We start from the raw sequence: 16,949 nt of genomic DNA on the forward strand, positions 1-16,949 counted from the left end.
TCAGAAACGGAAATTATAGGTTACCGACGGCACAATGCCGAAAATGGACGTGCGGATGGCCTCGTTCCGGCCGGTATCCTGGTTTTGGCGGAAGTTGATGGACGCGGCATTCATCCGGTTGTACACGTTGTAAATGCTGAAGACCCATTCGCCCCGGACTTTCTTGTCCGGATTAACACGCGGGCGCAGGGTGGCCGAGAGGTCCAGCCGGTGGTAATCCGGCAGGCGTTCCTGGTTCCGCAGCCCGTAATAGGGCACCACGAGCCCTTCAAATTCAAACTGGCCCACCGGGTAATTCGTGGGCTGGCCCGTCTGGTAGATAAAATTGGCATTCAGGCTCCAGCGGTCGTCAATTTCGTAACTGCCAAAAACCGCTACATCGTGCCGCTTGTCATAGGGCGTATTGTACCACTCCCCAAAATTGATCCCCGGCTCGTCCACGGTCCGGTTCATAAAGGTGACCTGCTCCCGCCCGGGGGTGCGCTGTTCGGATTTGGCCAGCGTATAGGCAATCCAGCCCGTGAGGGCCCCCGTGTTCTTCCGCAGCAGGAATTCCCAGCCGTAGGCCCGGGCCTCCCCGTTGAGGATGACCTGTTCGATGGCATCGTTGGCAATCAGGTTTGCCCCGTCTATATAATCGATCCGGTTTTGCACTTCCTTGTAAAACGCCTCGGTTTCCAGGCTGTATTCCCCATCGGCAAAATTGCGGAAATACCCCAGTCCCACCTGGTCGGCAATCTGTGGACGCGTGTAGGGGCCGCTGGGGGTCCAGACATCCAGGGGAGTAGGGGAATTCGTGTTGGAGAGCAGGTGGAGGTATTGGGCCATGCGCATATAGCTCGCCTTGACGGAGCTCTTCTCGTTGAGCGTATAGGCCACGGACACCCGGGGTTCCAGGTTCAGGAATTTGTCCAGGGTTTCAAACCGGTCGGCCGACACCGTATCGATCGGGATATTTTCCCGGTACACCAGCGTAAACGGGTCAAAGAAAACGGGGTTGTCGTCCTCGTAAACGTAGAATTCGTCCTGGCCCAACCGGTTGAACTGGCTGACGCGCAACCCGTACCCCAGGCTGAGGCGCTGGGAAATATCGTGGGAAACGTCCACATACAACGCGTTTTCGTTCGCGTATTTTTTGGTGAGTTGCTCCTCCACGATCCCGGACTCCTCGCTGTTGGGGGAAATCTTGCCGGGGTTGAACACGTAGTAGGTGTTATGCAGGCCGTAATTGATCTGCAACCGGTCGCTCACATAGTGCTTCAGGTCGTATTTGACATTGAAGTTGCGGATGCCCGAATTCCATTCAAAGCCCACAAAGTCGAGTTCCAGCCCGTAGTAGTAATCCGAGTAGATCAGCGAGAGGTTTGCAAAAAGCTTGTCCGAAAACAGGTGGTTCCACCGGAAATTTACCACGGCATTTCCGTAGGTGTTGACAAACAAGTCGTTGATGCTGAACAGGTCGCGCCCGAAATACCCGGAGAGATACAGGCTGTTCCGGTCGTTCAGCCGATAGTTTAACTTGGTATTCAGGTCGTAGAAATACGCTTTGTTGTCGATGTCGAAGAGCGGCAGGAACAGGTGGGCATAAGAAGCCCGTCCCCCGGCCAGGAAGGCGGCCCGGTCTTTGACTATGGGTCCCTCCGCCAGCAGCCGGCTGGCCACGGCGCCGATGCCCCCGTTTATTTGGAATTCCTTGCTGTTCCCTTCTTTCTGGTAGATTTCCAGGACGGAGGATACCCGCCCACCATACCGGGCCGGGATACCCCCTTTGAATAATTTGATATCCTTGATGGCATCCGGGTTGAATACCGAGAAAAAGCCGAAAAGGTGGGAGGAATTGAAGATGGTGGCCTCGTCGAGCAGGATCAGGTTCTGGTCGGCTGCCCCGCCGCGCACGTTGAAGCCGGATGAGGACTCCCCTGCGTTGGTTACCCCGGGGAGCAACAGGATGGATTTGATGACGTCCGCCTCCCCGAGGACCACGGGGATCTTCTTGATGGTCTCCGTCTTCAGGGTAGCCACGCTCATCTGCGGCTCGCGGATGTCGAGGCGTTCCGCCTGTTCGGTCACCACCACCTCGTCCAGTTCTTCGGCCTCCTCGGACATACTGAAATCCAGGCGCCTGTCGGCCAGCAGGTCCACGGATTGCCGGATATCGGCAAAGCCCAGGTAGCGTACGACGATATCGTACGTGCCGGCGGGGAGGGTCAGGGAGTAAAAGCCGTATTCATTGGTGGTGGCTCCGGTCTGTAATTCAGGCACCAGGATGCTTACGCCGATGAGCGTTTCGTTGGAGCCCGCCTCGGAAATCGTACCGCTGAGGGTGTAACGCTCCTGGGCGAATAACTGGCATGTCGCAAAGAAAAGGAGGACACATACCGGCGGGAGCCGGAATCTGGGATTCATGCAATTTTTATTTTCCTAAAAATACGGAAAATTAGCTACCAACCCCACTGCGGCCCGGTATTAACCTAAAATTAAAGCTGTTCCAAAATGGCGTTAAAGGAACGGCTCGGACGCATGGCGCGACGTACTTTTTCAGCGTCGGGCAGGTAGTAGCCCCCAATGTCCTGCGGTTGCCCCTGGGCGTCGAGCAACTCCTGCAGAATGGTGTCGGTTTGGGCTTCCAGGTCGCTGGCAACCTTTTGGAACGCCCCGGCCAATGCGGGTTCCTCCTCCTGTTTTGCCAGGGCCCTGGCCCAATAGAGCGCCAGGTAAAAGTGGCTGCCGCGCGTATCGAGTTCGTTGACCTTCCGGGAGGGAGATCGGTTCTCCTCCAGGAATTTTTCGGTGGCTTCATCCAGGGACCGCCCCAGGATGCCGGCCTTCTTGCTGTTGTTCTTTTGTCCGTAGTGCTCTAGGGATACGGCCAAAGCCATGAATTCCCCCAGGGAATCCCAGCGCAGGTGTCCTTCCTCCAGGAATTGCTCCACGTGCTTGGGAGCGGATCCGCCGGCACCGGTTTCAAACAGTCCCCCGCCATTCATCAGCGGGACAATCGAAAGCATCTTTGCACTGGTCCCCACTTCGAGGATGGGGAAAAGGTCTGTCAGGTAATCGCGAAGGACATTACCCGTTACCGAAATCGTATCCTTGCCCTCCCGGATGCGCCTGAGCGTATAGCGGGTGGCCTCCACAGGGGAAAGTACCCGGATATTCAACTCCTTCCGGGTTTCCTGCGGCAGGTAGGCGTCTACCTTGGCAATCAGTTCCCGGTCGTGGGCGCGTTGGGGATCCAGCCAGAATACGGCCGGGGTGTTTGACAGGCGGGCCCGCTCTACGGCGAGTTCCACCCAGTTGCGCACGGGTTTGTCTTTAACCTGGCACATCCGCCAGATGTCCCCGGCACTGACCGCGTGCTCCATCAAAACTTCCCCGCTGTGCTGGTCAACCACGCGCACGGTGCCCGGATCGGCAATTTCAAAGGTTTTGTCGTGGGAACCGTACTCTTCGGCCTTCTGGGCCATCAACCCGACATTCGGGACAGTCCCCATGGTTTTCGGGTCCAGGGCCCCGTTTTCCTTGCAATCGTCAATGGTGGCCTGGTACACGCCGGCATAGCTGCTGTCCGGGATGACCGCCTTGGTGTCCTGGGGCTTGCCTTGGGCATTCCACATCCTGCCGGAATTCCGGATCATGGCGGGCATGGAAGCGTCGATAATGATATCGCTGGGCACGTGGAGGTTGGTAATCCCCTTGTCGGAATTGACCATGGCCAGGGACGGGCCCTGTTCCATGGCAGTTTCAATTTCCTTGCGGATGGAAGCCGCCTGGTCTTCCGGCAGTTGCTCCAGATCCCCGAGCAGGTTTTCCAGCCCGTCGTTGGCGTCGATACCCAGGGATTCAAAGGTGGCATCGTGCCGTTGGAATACCTCCTGGAAGTAGGTGCGCAGGACATGCCCGAAAATAATCGGGTCGGAGACCTTCATCATGGTGGCTTTCAGGTGGACGGAAAACAACACGCCCGATTTTTTGGCGTCGGCTACCTGCTCCTCCAAAAACTGCAGGAGCGCTTTCTTTTCCATGACGGTCCCGTCTACGATCTCCCCGTCCAGGGTCGGGATATCTTCTTTTAATACCCGGGTCTCGCCGCCGGCGCCTACCCATTCAATGCGAAGGCGCGTCCCCTGGCCCAGGGTCACCGATTTCTCATTGGATTTGAAATCGCCGGAAGACATGGTGGCGACATGGCTTTTGGAATCTGCACTCCAGGCGCCCATGCTATGCGGGTTTTTGCGGGCGAAATTTTTGACCGGCCTCGGGGCGCGACGGTCCGAATTACCTTCCCGGAGCACCGGGTTTACCGCACTTCCTTTAATCTTGTCATAACGGGCTTTGATGGCTTTTTCCTCGTCTGAGGATGCTTCGGCCGGATAGTCGGGGATGGCGTATCCCTGTCCCTGCAATTCGGTAATCGCCTCCTCCAGTTGGGGGATGGACGCGCTGATATTCGGCAGTTTGATGATATTGGCTTCGGGTTGTTTGGCCAATTCGCCCAGGAATTCCAGGTCATTCGGGATGCGTTGGGCTTCCGAAAGGAACTCGGGGAAAGCGGCCAGTATCCGACCGGCGAGGGAAATGTCCTTGGTGGTGATATCGATTCCTGCAGTACGGGAAAATGCCTGTACGATAGGGAGGAAGGATGCAGTTGCCAGGGCCGGGGCCTCGTCGGTTTTGGTATAGTGAATGGTCGCCATGTATATTCGATCGTTTTAAAGCGGAGCAAATATACAATTTTAACTCGGCAAAGCAGACCGGGCGGGCCAATTCTGCCAGCTGCGGCCCATGTGGGCGGGTCCGCCACCCGCAAAAGCCGGAAATAACAAAAGCCATATCACTGTAACGGGTACAATTGATATGGCTTTCTAAAACAGCTAACAACTTTCTCTGTCAGGCGTTTCGCCTTCCAAAACAACACTTGGTTGCCGTTGTGCCGTTTGACGTTTGAAACATCGCTGGTGTGTTGATCCGAAAATCGCAACCCGCCAGATGTTTCTTCTTGTTGCTTAGTCCTTTTGACTTACAGGGTAAACCTGAGTTTTCCATGTAACGCATAAGGTCCCACCAACCCCGGAAGCAACAGCCTCCTTAGAGTGGCTCACCGTTTCGCTTCGGGCACTGAGGCCCTGTGTGCGATGGGTTATTCAACAATATAAAGAACGCTGACTTTATAATGATCTTTCACCGTTACCATGGACTGATAACCCCTACTTGATCACCTAGTAAATATAGGTGCAAACCTTCTCATTTCCAAAAAATTAACACTTAAAATAGTTTACAGCTTATCAACCGCAGATATTAACAATTGTTCATATCCGAAGGGGTTGGTCAATCATTGCGATCCCGGGTAATTTCCGGCTGAGTTTCCGGCTCGGTTCCGCCCTGCCCCCGGATCGTTTCAGGGGGTTAGACCCGGGCTGCTGCGTTCTTCCCGCCGCAATTGCCGCTGGATTTTACGTATGGCCGATTCGATAGACTTATCGGGCTCGATGATATTGTATTCCCCCCAGAAATCCGGATCGGAAAACCCGATGGCCTCGTCGCTCAGGATGATCGAGGTCTTAACCCGCTCCCGGTTTCGGGGCAGGCTGCCCGACTCATTGGCTTCCCAGTCCGTAACGGCCATTTCGCAACTCAGGCTGTAGACGGAATTGAATAGTTTCCGGTCCCAGTTGATCTTGAATTCCAACAGGGCATTGCTGTATCCGTAATACCAGCGCCCGTTCTTCTCCCGGTAATCCACCCGGTAGGATACCTCCGTGGGGGTCACCTCGGCATTTGAGGGCTTGCGCCTGACAAACATCCGGCTCGCCATTTGTTCATCCGTAATATTTAGCGAAAATATGGCGCTGGTCAGGATCTTCTTTTCCCCGTCTATGTAGAGCTTCCCCCGATACAGTGGGTCGGCAATATGCTTTTTCTGCTCAAATCCGATAACAAAAATCAACCGGTCGTCAATCCGGGTGTTGCGTTCAAAGTAGAAATTGTAATATTCAATATACTCCTCCGAAAAAATGTATTCCGGGTATTTCATCACGTCCACAAAAAGCGCGTTGAACGGACCGCCCTGCAATTTGAGGGCTACGGTGTCCAGTTTGTCGTAATCCGTGCTCTTCCGGGCCTTGTACAACTCCATGGCGTCCTGGCGCAGGGAGGTATAGGGGGTTTTGTAGATGGTGACCACCGCCTCGGAGAGGGACACATTGCGCCGCCTCTTTTTGATGGTCTCCCGGTAAAATGCCGTCATCCGGGTGTGGTTGTCAAAATAGTTTTCCCCCTTTTTTCGGAGGGTTTCCTTTACGAGGGTCATTGCGTCCCGCGGCACTACCACGTCCACTTCCGGCAGGGTGGTGACGGAAACCTCAAGCCGGATTTCATTGTCCTCCGGGGTGAATTGCAGCAAAGGGATCCTGCGGGTCTCATAGCCCAGGAAAGCGACTTCCACAACGGCCTCGGAAATCTCCTCGGGGACCTTCAGAAGGAAACCGCCCTCGGAATTGGTCACCGTACTGATATTGTACTGGCTGAGCGACAGGGTGGCAAAAACGAGCGGGTCATTGGTTTCCGCGTCCAGCACCTCGCCCCGGTATTGCCGGAAACCGGATTCCTCCCCGGCAATTTCCTCCCCGGTACTTTCCTGTCCGAGAACAGCCGGGGCCGCCAGGAAGATAAACCATCCAAGCACCCCGATTAGATAGCGATTTTTCATACTCTAAGATACTATTTTTAGGGTAAATACGGAAGGTCAAAATCCCCGGGAAGGCAAAAGTAAATACAAAGATTTCTTAACTTGAAACACTAACCAAAACTTCCTCCCGTGGAAAAACGAACCTTCCTCAAGCGCCTGGGGCAGCTTACGGCGGCCTCTCCTTTTATCTTCCTGCCAGACGGTGCACTGGCGGGGCGCCATTCGCCCTCCGGGAGACCGCGTGAAATACCCGGACAGCAGGGTGCCGGGGCACCGATTCAGGCCCGTACAGTTTCCGGAGGCGGGGAGAACGGGTTCTGGGAAAGGGTCCGGTCGGACTACGACCTGAAACCGGACTACATCAACCTGGAAAGCGGGTATTACAACATCATTCCCCGGCCCACCCTGGAGGCCTACCTGGAAAATATCCGCATGGTCAACCGGGAAGGGGCGTATTATATGCGCACCGTGCAATGGGAAAACAAAGCGCGGGTGGCGGCCCGGTTGGCCGGGATGCTCGGTTGCACCCCAGGAGAACTCATCCTGACGCGGAATACCACGGAGTCCCTGGACATGGTAATCGGCGGGTACCCCTGGCAACCCGGGGACGAGGCAGTGTTCGCCGAACAGGATTACGGGGCCATGCAGATGCAGTTCGGCCTGGTGGCAGAACGGTTCGGCGTGATAAACCGCGTCCTGTCCCTGCCCATGCACCCGGCCTCGGACGAGGAAATCGTCGCCCTTTACGAATCGGCCATCACCCCCCGCACGCGCCTGCTAATGGTGTGCCACATGGTCAATATCACCGGGCAGATCCTGCCGGTGCGGAAAATTTGCGACATGGCGCACCGCCACGGCGTGGAAGTACTGGTAGACGGGGCGCACTGCGTGGGGCATTTCCCGGTGGACATCCCGGCCCTGGGATGCGATTATTACGGCTCGAGCCTCCACAAATGGCTGGCGGCCCCGCTGGGCGCCGGCATGCTCTATATCCGCCGGGAACACATCCCGAAAATCTGGCCCCTGCTCGCCGAGCACCCCAGGGAACCCGATGATATATCCCGGTTGAACCATACGGGGACGCACCCGGTGCATACCGACCTGGCCATCGATGCGGCCATGGACTACCTGGAGCATATAGGGATCAAGCGGAAAGCGGCGCGACTCCGGGAATTGCAACGCGCCTGGACCGAGCCTCTGCGGGCTGTTCGCGGCGTCCGGGTCAATACGCCGGAATCCCCGGAACGCAGCTGTGCCATTGCAAATGTCGGGGTGGAGGGACTCCCGCCGGCCGGGCTTGCAACTGCGCTTCTGGAAGATTTCGGGATTTATTCGGTAGCCATCGACGGGGCGGGGGTTCAGGGCTGCCGGATTACCCCAAACGTCTTCAATACCCCGGAGGAGATGGCGCATTTGGTGGCCGCTGTCTCCGAAATTGCCCGGCGGGCGCGATAATCTGAGATGCGGAAAACCGGGATGCGGGAAAGCTGATATGTATCATAGTTTGCACTCTACCATAGCAGTAGCTTTAAACCCCGTCCTGGCGTTATTCCGTAAAAGGCCCAACCATAAACCACATTAACCATAAAAAACAGATAGAATCATGGAAAAATTTCAAAACAGCAGGAGGCTGGCCGGAGGGCTGGTGGTGCTCCGGATCCTGATCGGATGGCATTTCCTGTACGAGGGAGTGATCAAACTCTACAACCCGGAATGGACCAGTTTCGGGTACCTGGCCACCGCCCAGGGCCCGCTGAAACCGGTTTTTACCTCTCTGGCCTCAGAATCCCTGCTCCCCTGGGTAGACACCCTGAATTGGGTAGCCCTGATCCTGGTGGGTGTTACGCTGATCCTCGGGGTATTTGAGAAAGCCGGGGCCCTGGCGGGAATCGGCATGCTCCTGTTGTACTACCTGGCGCACCCGGCGCTTCCCGGCAGCCCCCAGCTCAATACGGAGGGCAGTTACTGGCTGGTCAACAAAAACCTGATCGAGGCCGCTGCCTGCTACCTGCTCTTCCTGCAACCGACCGGCTCGCTATTTGGCCTGCCCCGGTTGTGGTCGAAAAACACACAGAATGAACCTAAAACGCGCATATCATGAAATGGACACGCAGAGAAGCACTGATGGGCCTGGGCGGAATCCCGATCCTCGGAGCCGTATGGTGGGCTGGTGCCGCGAGTACTGTCGGCCGCAAAAAAGAACGCAATGCTATCCTGGAGAGCCTCAATATCCAGCCGAGCCTGCCCCCAGCGGTTCAGGGAATCGGCGGGGAGCCTGTGAAAATCGGCATCATTGGTTTTGGTATCCGGGGGGAACAGCTCTGCCGGTCGCTCGGCTTTGCCACAGACGAATGGATCGCGGAGATGGAGGAGGCGGAAGCCCTGGCCCGGGAAGCCGGGGAGGCCTTTACCGCCCTGGAGGATTTTAAGAACCAGGAGCCGCTGAATGTGCGGATTACCGGGGTTTGCGATATATTCGATGTCCGGGCCGAGAAAGCTGTACGCTCCTTCTCGGACGAAACCCATACGGTACGGCGCTACGGCACCTACCAGGAGATGATTTCCAGCGGGGAGGTGGAAGCCGTGGTGATTGCCACCCCGGACCACTGGCATGCCCCCATGGCCATGGAGGCGCTCCGTCGGGGGGTTCACGTTTATGTGGAGAAACCGATGACCCATACGCTTTCGGAAACCTACGAACTCCGGGATGTAGCCAGGAATTCCCAGGCCGTCCTGCAGGTGGGGCACCAACACCGGCAAACCCTGAGTTTCCGGACGGCCCGCGACATCGTGGAAAAGGGCATCCTGGGCCATGTTTCGCTGATCACCACCAACACCAACCGGAATGACGACAACGGAGCCTGGAATTACGACATCCACCCGGAAGCGGGGCCCGATACCATCGATTGGGCGCAATTCCTTGGAAGTGCACCGGAAATACCCTTTAACAAGAACCATTTCTTTCGCTGGCGCAAATGGTGGGCCTACGGCTCCGGGCTGTCCGGCGACCTGCTCACCCACGACTACGACCGGCTCAATTGTGTACTTGGGATGGGCATCCCCCGTTCCGTCATGGCTTCCGGCGGCATCTATACGCACCGGGACGGGCGAAATGTCCCGGACGTGCTTCAGGCTTCCATGGAATTCCCGGATTTCAGCACAGGCAGCAGCCAGCAAAAAGGGAAGGAGCAGGGGATGACCTTTGTCTACAGCGCCACCCTGGGCAACGGCCTGAGCAGGCCCACCATGCTGATGGGCCACGACGGGAGTATGGAACTCGGCAACCAGCTCACCATCTGGCCGGACGGCCGCTCCACGCGTTATGCAGACTACCTGGAGACCGGCAAAATGCAGCCGCAATCCCCGATATACCGCTATAACCCGGCAGCAACCGCCCTGGACGGGGTCTCTTCGGCCACCTCCCAGTATTTTGCAGACAAGGGGCTCATGTGGACCTATATCGATGGGAAGCGCGTCGATTCCACCTTCCTCCATATGCGGGAATGGCTGAGCGCCCTGCGCAATGGGGGAGCTGTGAGTTGCGGCATACAGGAAGGGTTTGAGGAGGCCATCTCGGCGCATATGGCGGGGCTCTCCTGGAAACTCGGGCGCCGGATTCAGTGGGATCCGGAAGCGCAGCGCGTGGTCCCGGTGGACGGGGTGGACCTGGATGAGGTCCTGCTCAACAGCCCTCAGGGGATCGGGGAATTTCCACCGGACATTGTGGGCTGACCCAATAAAAAAACCCGGCTTTAAAGGCCGGGTTATTTCGTGGATTTATTTATTTAATTCCCCATAAAGAGGGCGTTAGCAAAGAATAGTTTCCCATTCTCCCAAAAGCCGCGGAACAACGGGTTGTCCACCATATAGACCACCTGGCCCCGCCCGTGGTTTTCCACCCCGAATACCAGGCTGTTGGGCAACTTTTTCAAAGCCTCACTCCCTGCAAACCCCGCTACGGGTACCGGCTGGCCCATCAGGTAGGAGACATTGCCGGAATCTAAAAGTTCGTAGGAACTGCTGCCGAGTTTCAGGCTGAAGTAAGAATCCCCGTAGCCAAAAGCCATCGGGTGGGTCGGGTCTACCCGGGTTTTGAAAATGGCCCCGGTGATGGCACTTCGGATCCGTTCGCGCTGTCCCGCTTCAAAAGACAACGGGTCCGTTCCCGGCGCCGCCTCTTCCCCGGCGGCTTCATCCGATTTTTTTGGTTCGATGGAGAATCCCGAGTCTCCTCCCAGGGCATCCAGGGCACCGCCCATGGCAATCAGCCGGCCGCCTGCGGCCACCCAAGCTTTCAGGCCTTTCACCCGTTTTTCGTTTAAGAAGCGCCGGTAGCCCCTGCCGTCCGGCAGGACCAGCACGTCATAGGCGTCCAGGTCTACCCGGTCAAAATAATCGGTGTCCAGAACGGTGAGCGGATAGTGCAATTGCTGTTCAAAAAAGTGCCATACCTCCCCGAAGTCCAGGGTGGATGTCGGTTCGCCGGAAAGGACAGCCACACGCACGTTGCTGACCACATCCACATAGCGCGATCCGAAGTCCTTGCCGGAATCCACCAGTCCGGTGCCGGCAGGTGTCAATTCCCGGCCGTGTGCCATACGCAAGGCCTCCAGCCGGGCGGAAAAGTCCGCGTGGTGCCGGTTGTCCCCGGCCGTGATGATCAGCGTTCCGGCAGCCCAGTTCCTGCCCTCCAGTTGAAAGGGCCTGGAAGCCCTTCGCACGCGGAAGCCTTCCTTCAGCAGGGCGGCCAGGAACCGGGCGTCATCCATGCTGTCCCAGTCGGTCAGGTAGGCGTAGGCCCCGGATTCTGGGGCAGGTGCTGCTGCATCCCCGAAATCGGCCGGGCTGTCATAGGCAACAGCCGACTCCGAGGCGATGGCCTGGAGCCCGTAGGCGTAGGGCAGGGACCAAGCGGTGATATCGTACGTCAGGGAATCGCTCAGGCGCGCATCCGGCTCAAAAAGCACTTTAACCAGCGTGCCTTTCGGCTGGTCGGTGGGAACTACCAGCGCCTCGGGACCCGCCTGCATACTGCCGCTGCGGCCGGTATCGTAGCGGAACCCGCGTACGGAGCCGCCGCGTGCCCTCCCGGTGCGGACCTGGTGCTGTTCCAGCAAATCGCGGAGGGCGGCGAGTTTGTCCCGGTCTCCCTTGAGTACGTAACTCTTGTATTTGAAATTCTTCGGGCTGCCGTAAAACTTGCGGAACTCGCTGCCCAGCATCCCGGCATGGCGGGAGGCTACTTCCACCGTGCTCAGGCCGGTTGTCAGGTGGTGCGCAATCCGGTCTTTCAGGGTCAGCGTATCGCCGATGGAGGTGCGAATGGCCAGGCCGGCGCGGCCGCTGCCGCCCTGTTCATAGGTCATCCCGATGGCGCCGTTGTAGGTGGGGTAGGTATCCCCATAGCTCGGGTAAAACAGGTCAAAGACCTCCCGGGTAAAGTAAAACCAGCCGTTGGCATCAAAGTACCGGGCGTGGTTCCGCCCGATGGTATCCTGGAATCGGCGCTGGAATTCGGTAATCACCTCGTGGTAAGGTTCTGCCGCCGGGGCGAAGTAATAGGGGGCATCCACCCCCTGTTCGTGAAAATCCACATGTACATGGGGCATCCAGCGATTGTAGGCCACCAGGCGCTCCCGGCTTTCCCTCTGGGTAAGCCAGGCCCAGTCGCGGTTCAGGTCAAACATATAATGGTTCCCGCGGCCGCTGAGCCAGCCCTCATGGTGTTCCTTGCTGTTCGGGTCTGCCTGGTAAGGGGTGTTCTTGAACTGGTTGTACCAGTTCACATACCGGTCGCGTCCGTCCGGGTTAATGCACGGGTCCATAATCACGACGGTATTCTCCAGGTAGCTGCTCCGCGTGGTGAGTAAATCGTACAGGGTCTGCATGGATGCTTCCGTACTGACGCTTTCGTTCCCGTGCACATTGTAGCTCAGCCAGACAATGGCCGGCCCCTGAGAGCCCTGCCCTTCCAGCGCCTCCAGGTGCGCCTCCCGGATGGCACCGAGGCGCTGCATGTTCGCGGCGGAAGACAGGGTGGCCGTAATCAGCGGTCGCCGCTCATTGGTTTCCCCGTATTGTTCCAGGAGTACCTGCTCACTGCGGGCGTCGGCTACATAGCGGAAATATTCAACCACGCGGTGGTGGCGCGTAAACTGGGTCCCCAATTCGTAACCGAGGAACTCGGAAGGGGATTGCAATTCCTGCCCAAAGGCGATGGCGGTAAAAAACGACAGGAAAAGCGCAAAACAATGCTTCATAAATTCAGGTTTGGGACCGGGGTTTGCCGGCGGACCAAATCTACGGAAACTTCCACAATACGTCACCCCTGGTTACGCCCCGGGGTGCTGCCGCCCCGGGTTTCTTAACGTATTTTTAGGAATTGCAAGGCACGGGAGCGTTATCTTTGGGGTTGTTCAAACCAACGCATGCGCAAGGAAGGCATTCCCTTTAAGGATACGGGTTTCTTTTCAAAACTGATCACGGATTACCTGGACGCAGTCCCTGGGTTGGAGCCGTTTTACGGCCGATCCCCGGATTTGGGCGCATTCCGGGAGCAGCTGCTGGAGAAACTCGCAACCTATCCGGAATCACACAGAAGTACCCTCTGTACGGTGTTGGAAGACCAGTACCGGGGGCTCAGCGCCTCCCCTGCCACCAAAAGCCATATCGCCGCCCTGGCGGATTCCGCAACGGTGACCGTGGTAACCGGGCACCAGCTCAACCTGTTCACCGGACCGCTCTATTTCCACTACAAGATCCTCGGGACCATCGCGCTTTGCCGCAAATTACAGGCGGCCTATCCGGACCATATCTTCGTGCCCGTCTACTGGATGGCCACGGAGGACCACGATTTTGACGAGATCAACCACTTTAATTTCAAAGGGAAGGAATTCCGGTGGAACCGGGAAGCCGGGGGGCCTGTCGGCCGTATGGAAACGGACGGCCTCGAGGTGCTGGCCGAACAGTTTATGCAGGACCTGGGGCCCGGGGATCGCGCCCGGGAACTCAAGGAGCTGTTTGAAGCCGCCTATTTGGAACATCCGAACCTGGCAGCTGCCACCCGCTATCTGGCGAATCGCCTGTTCGGCGAAGAAGGCCTGGTGGTGCTGGACGGGGACGATCCCCGGTTGAAAGCCCTCTTTGCCCCCCATATGGAAACCGACATGCTGGAAGGGCTGGCCCACCGGCAGGTATCCGACCAGGCTGCAGGCCTGCAGGCCGCGGACCCGGACTACCCGATACAGGTCACTCCCCGGGAGATCAATTTATTTTACATGCGGGACGGACTCCGGGAGCGGATTGTGGAAGAGGACGGCGTATACGGGGTGCTGGAAACTGATATCCGGATGGATCGGGAGGCCCTGAAAAAGGAACTCCGGGAACACCCCGGCCGATTTTCTCCCAACGTCATCACGCGCCCACTCTACCAGGAGGTCATCCTGCCCAATATCGCCTATATCGGCGGGGGAGGCGAGATTGCCTACTGGCTGGAACTCAAATCGTATTTTGAGGCTTCAGAAATCCCTTTTCCGATCCTGATGCTGCGCAATTCCGCCCTGGTCCTTTCCGACAAGCAGGCCCGAAAAGCGGAAAAACTCGGGGTCTCCCTCCAGGAGCTCTTCCTGGAACAAAACGAGCTGATCAACCGGAAAGTCCGGGCCATTTCCGGGATCGACATCGATTTTACCCCGCAGCGGGAGCACCTCCGGAAGCAATTCCGCGACCTCTATGCCCTGGCCGAAAAAACGGATGCCTCCTTCCTGGGGGCTGTTAAGGCCCAGGAAACCAAACAGATCAACGGGCTCAACCACCTGGAGAAACGCCTGCTCAAAGCCCAGAAACGCAAGCTCCGGGACCACGTAAACCGACTGGTGGCCCTGCAGGGCGAACTCTTCCCCAACGGCAGCCTGCAGGAACGGACGCGAAACTTCGCCGCCTGCTACCTCGAGCTCGGAAGCCAGTGGGTCCCCTCCGTACTCGGGGCGTTTGACCCCCTGCATCCCGAATTCTCCATCCTGATTTACGAGCGCTGACCCCTTACGGCCCCGATCGGGTGCCGTATCTTTGCATTAAAATTCCGAAACATGCACACGCTGGATATCGACACGGTCGAAATGACCCTGGACGTCATGAAATTCGCCATCAACCGGATCACGGTCCGGGACCCGGAACTGGGCATCCCCAAAAAAGAGGAGGATTTAAAGCAACTTGTGGGAGAGACCGTAACGGCCAAAGGGATTGGGGGCGAACAGGCCTTCCGGCTTTTCCGGGACGTGCTCGTTAAGGCTACTGTCCCTATCGACCATCCCCGCCACCTCGCATTTGTGCCGGCCGCCCCCACCCGGGCGGCCATCATGTTTGACCTGGTCACATCGGCCTCCTCCATACACGGGGCCTACTGGATGGAAGGCGCCGGGGGGATTTTCTGCGAGAACCGGGCGATGGATTGGCTGGTTTCCCTGACCGGGATGCCCGAGGGTGCCTTTGGCGTATTTACCAGCGGGGGGACGGCTGCAAACCTGTCGGCCATGGTTACCGCCCGGGAAGTCTGGCGGGAAGGGGGTGGAACGCAACATGGCAAGGGGATCATCGTGGCCTCCATAGGCGCCCACAGTTCCATTAAGGCCATGGCCAAGGTAATTGACGCGGACATTCGCCTGGTGGATACCGAAGACCGGATGAGCGGGGAAGCCCTGGAAAAGGCAATTGCGGCATTGTCCGATGCGGAACGCGAAAGGCTTTTTGGCGTGGTGGCTACCGGGGGTACCACCAATGCGGGAATCGTAGACGATTTGCAAGGGATTGCCCGGGTTTGCCGGGACCGGGGCCTCTGGTTCCACGTGGATGCCGCCTATGGGGGCGGAGCCCTTGCCGCCGATTCCGTCCGCCACCTCTTCCGGGGGATTGAGCAGGCGGACAGTGTGACCATCGATCCGCACAAGTGGTTGTTCACCCCCTACGATTGCGGTGCCATCATTTACCGGGACCCCGAACAGGCGCGGCGGGTCCACTCCCAGGAGGGTTCCTACCTGGATATTTTTAAAGACGAAGGGGCCCACGGCTTTAACCCGGCCGACTACCAGATACAACTCACCCGGCGGCTCCGCGGGCTGCCGCTGTGGTTTTCCCTGGCAACCCACGGAACCGACAGGTACAAAGAGGCCGTTGAGGAAGGCATCCGGCTTGCTGTTCGCGCCGGGGAACTTATCGGGGAGTACCCGGACCTGGAATTGGTCCGCGCCCCCAGCCTGTCCTGCGTGCTGTTTCGCCGCAAGGGCTGGAACCCGGACGACTACAACCAGTGGACCTACCGGAACCACCGGGCCGGAATCTCCCTGGTAACCCCCACCAAATGGCGGGGGACCGGGGGCATGGAGACGGTCCTGCGATTTTGTTTTATCAACCCGGATACCACCGAGGAGGATATCCGGATTATCCTCGATACGCTAGGGGACCAGGAAATCACCTGACCAACTATCGTCGGTTCGGGAAAACCGAACGCGAATGTGGTTGGGGCGCCGGAGTTGCAGGTATTCAATCCGAAAAGGTTGGATACGGACAACCGCGAAGTTTTCGCTGCCCTGCATGTAATCTACCTGGTCCGGGCCCTTGATTTCGGCTCCCGGCCGCTCTTCCGTGGTGTAATCTTTTCTCGAGGCTTCCCTGATCCCTTCCCAATAGGCCGACAGCAGGGCGTCGTCCTTTTCCCTGTACGCAATGCCCTCGATACGCAGTTGCAGCAACTTTTCGGGATGGTAATACAGCAGGCTTACCTTGTTATTTTCCTTGATGTGCAACATTTTTTTGGAACGGGCATCCGTAAAAAAAGTCAATCGCATCTGTTCGGGGTCGAATTCCCGCACGACGATTGTCCGAAGTCGGGGAACCTTTTCAAGCCCAACCGTGGCAAGGGTTGCATAGCGAAACGGGTGATCGGAAAGCCGGGTTCCGGCATCGATCTCGTCGCAGATTTCAGTCCAGTACTGCTGGGTCATGGGAAGGGTATTTTGTTAAAATTAAAAAAAATACCCATGCGGGGTAGGGTAAAACGTTCGCTGGTTGTTTATATACCAAAGTTGCCATGAAAAAGGAATCAATCGCTTCCCGGGGCAGCAGACTGCAACGGGAGCGATTTCCTCAGCGCAAGGCGCTTTTGATGAATAATTTTTGTGTCATAATTAGTTCATGTGTTTAGGTTGGTTTTGTCCCGGGAGGCCGGGAGAACGAAAACCCCGGCGGATCCCGCCGGGGTTTTTCG

The 16,949-nt window shown here is 57.5% G+C and carries 10 protein-coding genes; 5 read left to right on the top strand and 5 right to left on the bottom strand.

The window, feature by feature from the left end; all coding sequences use genetic code 11:
* The 3 genes from RB2501_RS08895 to RB2501_RS08905 form a co-directional block, all read right to left on the bottom strand.
* Window positions 1-2,406: a TonB-dependent receptor gene (locus RB2501_RS08895; protein ID WP_015754456.1), complete on the bottom strand. Its 2,406-nt coding sequence runs from the start codon at window positions 2,404-2,406 to the stop codon at window positions 1-3.
* Between the two features lie 71 nt (window positions 2,407-2,477).
* On the bottom strand, window positions 2,478-4,697 hold the full coding sequence (locus RB2501_RS08900; protein WP_015754457.1) for an NADP-dependent isocitrate dehydrogenase: 2,220 nt from the start codon (window positions 4,695-4,697) through the stop codon (window positions 2,478-2,480).
* 701 nt (window positions 4,698-5,398) lie between these two features.
* On the bottom strand, window positions 5,399-6,709 hold the full coding sequence (locus RB2501_RS08905) for a carboxypeptidase-like regulatory domain-containing protein (RefSeq protein WP_015754458.1): 1,311 nt from the start codon (window positions 6,707-6,709) through the stop codon (window positions 5,399-5,401).
* A 108-nt stretch (window positions 6,710-6,817) separates the two neighbouring features.
* On the opposite strand from RB2501_RS08905, the gene RB2501_RS08910 reads away from it, so the two are divergent.
* The 3 genes from RB2501_RS08910 to RB2501_RS08920 all read left to right on the top strand — a co-directional run bounded on the left by RB2501_RS08910 (window position 6,818) and on the right by RB2501_RS08920 (window position 10,420).
* Window positions 6,818-8,143 carry an aminotransferase class V-fold PLP-dependent enzyme gene (locus tag RB2501_RS08910; RefSeq protein ID WP_015754459.1) on the top strand — a complete coding sequence of 442 codons (1,326 nt, stop codon included), beginning with the start codon at window positions 6,818-6,820 and terminating at the stop codon, window positions 8,141-8,143.
* A gap of 148 nt (window positions 8,144-8,291) precedes the next feature.
* Window positions 8,292-8,789 (top strand): DoxX family membrane protein, encoded by a 498-nt coding sequence (locus RB2501_RS08915; protein WP_015754460.1) that lies wholly within the window; start codon window positions 8,292-8,294, stop codon window positions 8,787-8,789.
* Window positions 8,786-10,420: a Gfo/Idh/MocA family protein gene (locus RB2501_RS08920; RefSeq protein ID WP_041327138.1), complete on the top strand. Its 1,635-nt coding sequence runs from the start codon at window positions 8,786-8,788 to the stop codon at window positions 10,418-10,420. The genes RB2501_RS08915 and RB2501_RS08920 overlap by 4 nt, the downstream gene beginning before the upstream one ends.
* A gap of 53 nt (window positions 10,421-10,473) precedes the next feature.
* On the opposite strand, the gene RB2501_RS08925 is transcribed toward RB2501_RS08920, so the two are convergent.
* Window positions 10,474-12,948: a M14 family metallopeptidase gene (locus RB2501_RS08925; RefSeq protein WP_015754462.1), complete on the bottom strand. Its 2,475-nt coding sequence runs from the start codon at window positions 12,946-12,948 to the stop codon at window positions 10,474-10,476.
* A 168-nt stretch (window positions 12,949-13,116) separates the two neighbouring features.
* Between RB2501_RS08925 and bshC the strand changes: the two genes are divergently transcribed.
* Both bshC and RB2501_RS08935 read left to right on the top strand, forming a co-directional pair.
* Complete coding sequence (gene bshC / locus RB2501_RS08930) at window positions 13,117-14,724, top strand: bacillithiol biosynthesis cysteine-adding enzyme BshC (RefSeq protein ID WP_015754463.1); 1,608 nt, start codon at window positions 13,117-13,119, stop codon at window positions 14,722-14,724.
* Between the two features lie 51 nt (window positions 14,725-14,775).
* Window positions 14,776-16,161, top strand: a complete 1,386-nt coding sequence (locus RB2501_RS08935) for a pyridoxal phosphate-dependent decarboxylase family protein (RefSeq protein WP_015754464.1) — start codon at window positions 14,776-14,778, stop codon at window positions 16,159-16,161.
* Here the strand turns inward: RB2501_RS08935 and RB2501_RS08940 are convergent.
* A complete protein-coding gene (locus tag RB2501_RS08940) occupies window positions 16,138-16,686 on the bottom strand; it encodes a pyridoxamine 5'-phosphate oxidase family protein (protein ID WP_015754465.1) in 549 nt (182 codons plus the stop codon). The two genes, RB2501_RS08935 and RB2501_RS08940, sit on opposite strands and share 24 nt — an antisense overlap.
* Between the last annotated feature and the right edge of the window lie 263 nt (window positions 16,687-16,949).

The sequence above is a fragment of the Robiginitalea biformata HTCC2501 genome, from assembly GCF_000024125.1.
GTDB classification, from domain to species: Bacteria; Bacteroidota; Bacteroidia; order Flavobacteriales; family Flavobacteriaceae; genus Robiginitalea; species Robiginitalea biformata.

Bases quoted from the DNA above. Each gene is read 5' to 3' on its own strand.
- RB2501_RS08895 (WP_015754456.1), bottom strand. From the start codon at position 2,406: ATGAATCCCAGATTCCGGCTCCCGCCGGTATGTGTCCTCCTTTTCTTT.
- RB2501_RS08900 (WP_015754457.1), bottom strand. From the start codon at position 4,697: ATGGCGACCATTCACTATACCAAAACCGACGAGGCCCCGGCCCTGGCA.
- RB2501_RS08905 (WP_015754458.1), bottom strand. From the start codon at position 6,709: ATGAAAAATCGCTATCTAATCGGGGTGCTTGGATGGTTTATCTTCCTG.
- RB2501_RS08915 (WP_015754460.1), top strand. From the start codon at position 8,292: ATGGAAAAATTTCAAAACAGCAGGAGGCTGGCCGGAGGGCTGGTGGTG.
- RB2501_RS08920 (WP_041327138.1), top strand. From the start codon at position 8,786: ATGAAATGGACACGCAGAGAAGCACTGATGGGCCTGGGCGGAATCCCG.
- RB2501_RS08925 (WP_015754462.1), bottom strand. From the start codon at position 12,948: ATGAAGCATTGTTTTGCGCTTTTCCTGTCGTTTTTTACCGCCATCGCC.
- bshC (WP_015754463.1), top strand. From the start codon at position 13,117: ATGCGCAAGGAAGGCATTCCCTTTAAGGATACGGGTTTCTTTTCAAAA.
- RB2501_RS08935 (WP_015754464.1), top strand. From the start codon at position 14,776: ATGCACACGCTGGATATCGACACGGTCGAAATGACCCTGGACGTCATG.
- RB2501_RS08940 (WP_015754465.1), bottom strand. From the start codon at position 16,686: ATGACCCAGCAGTACTGGACTGAAATCTGCGACGAGATCGATGCCGGA.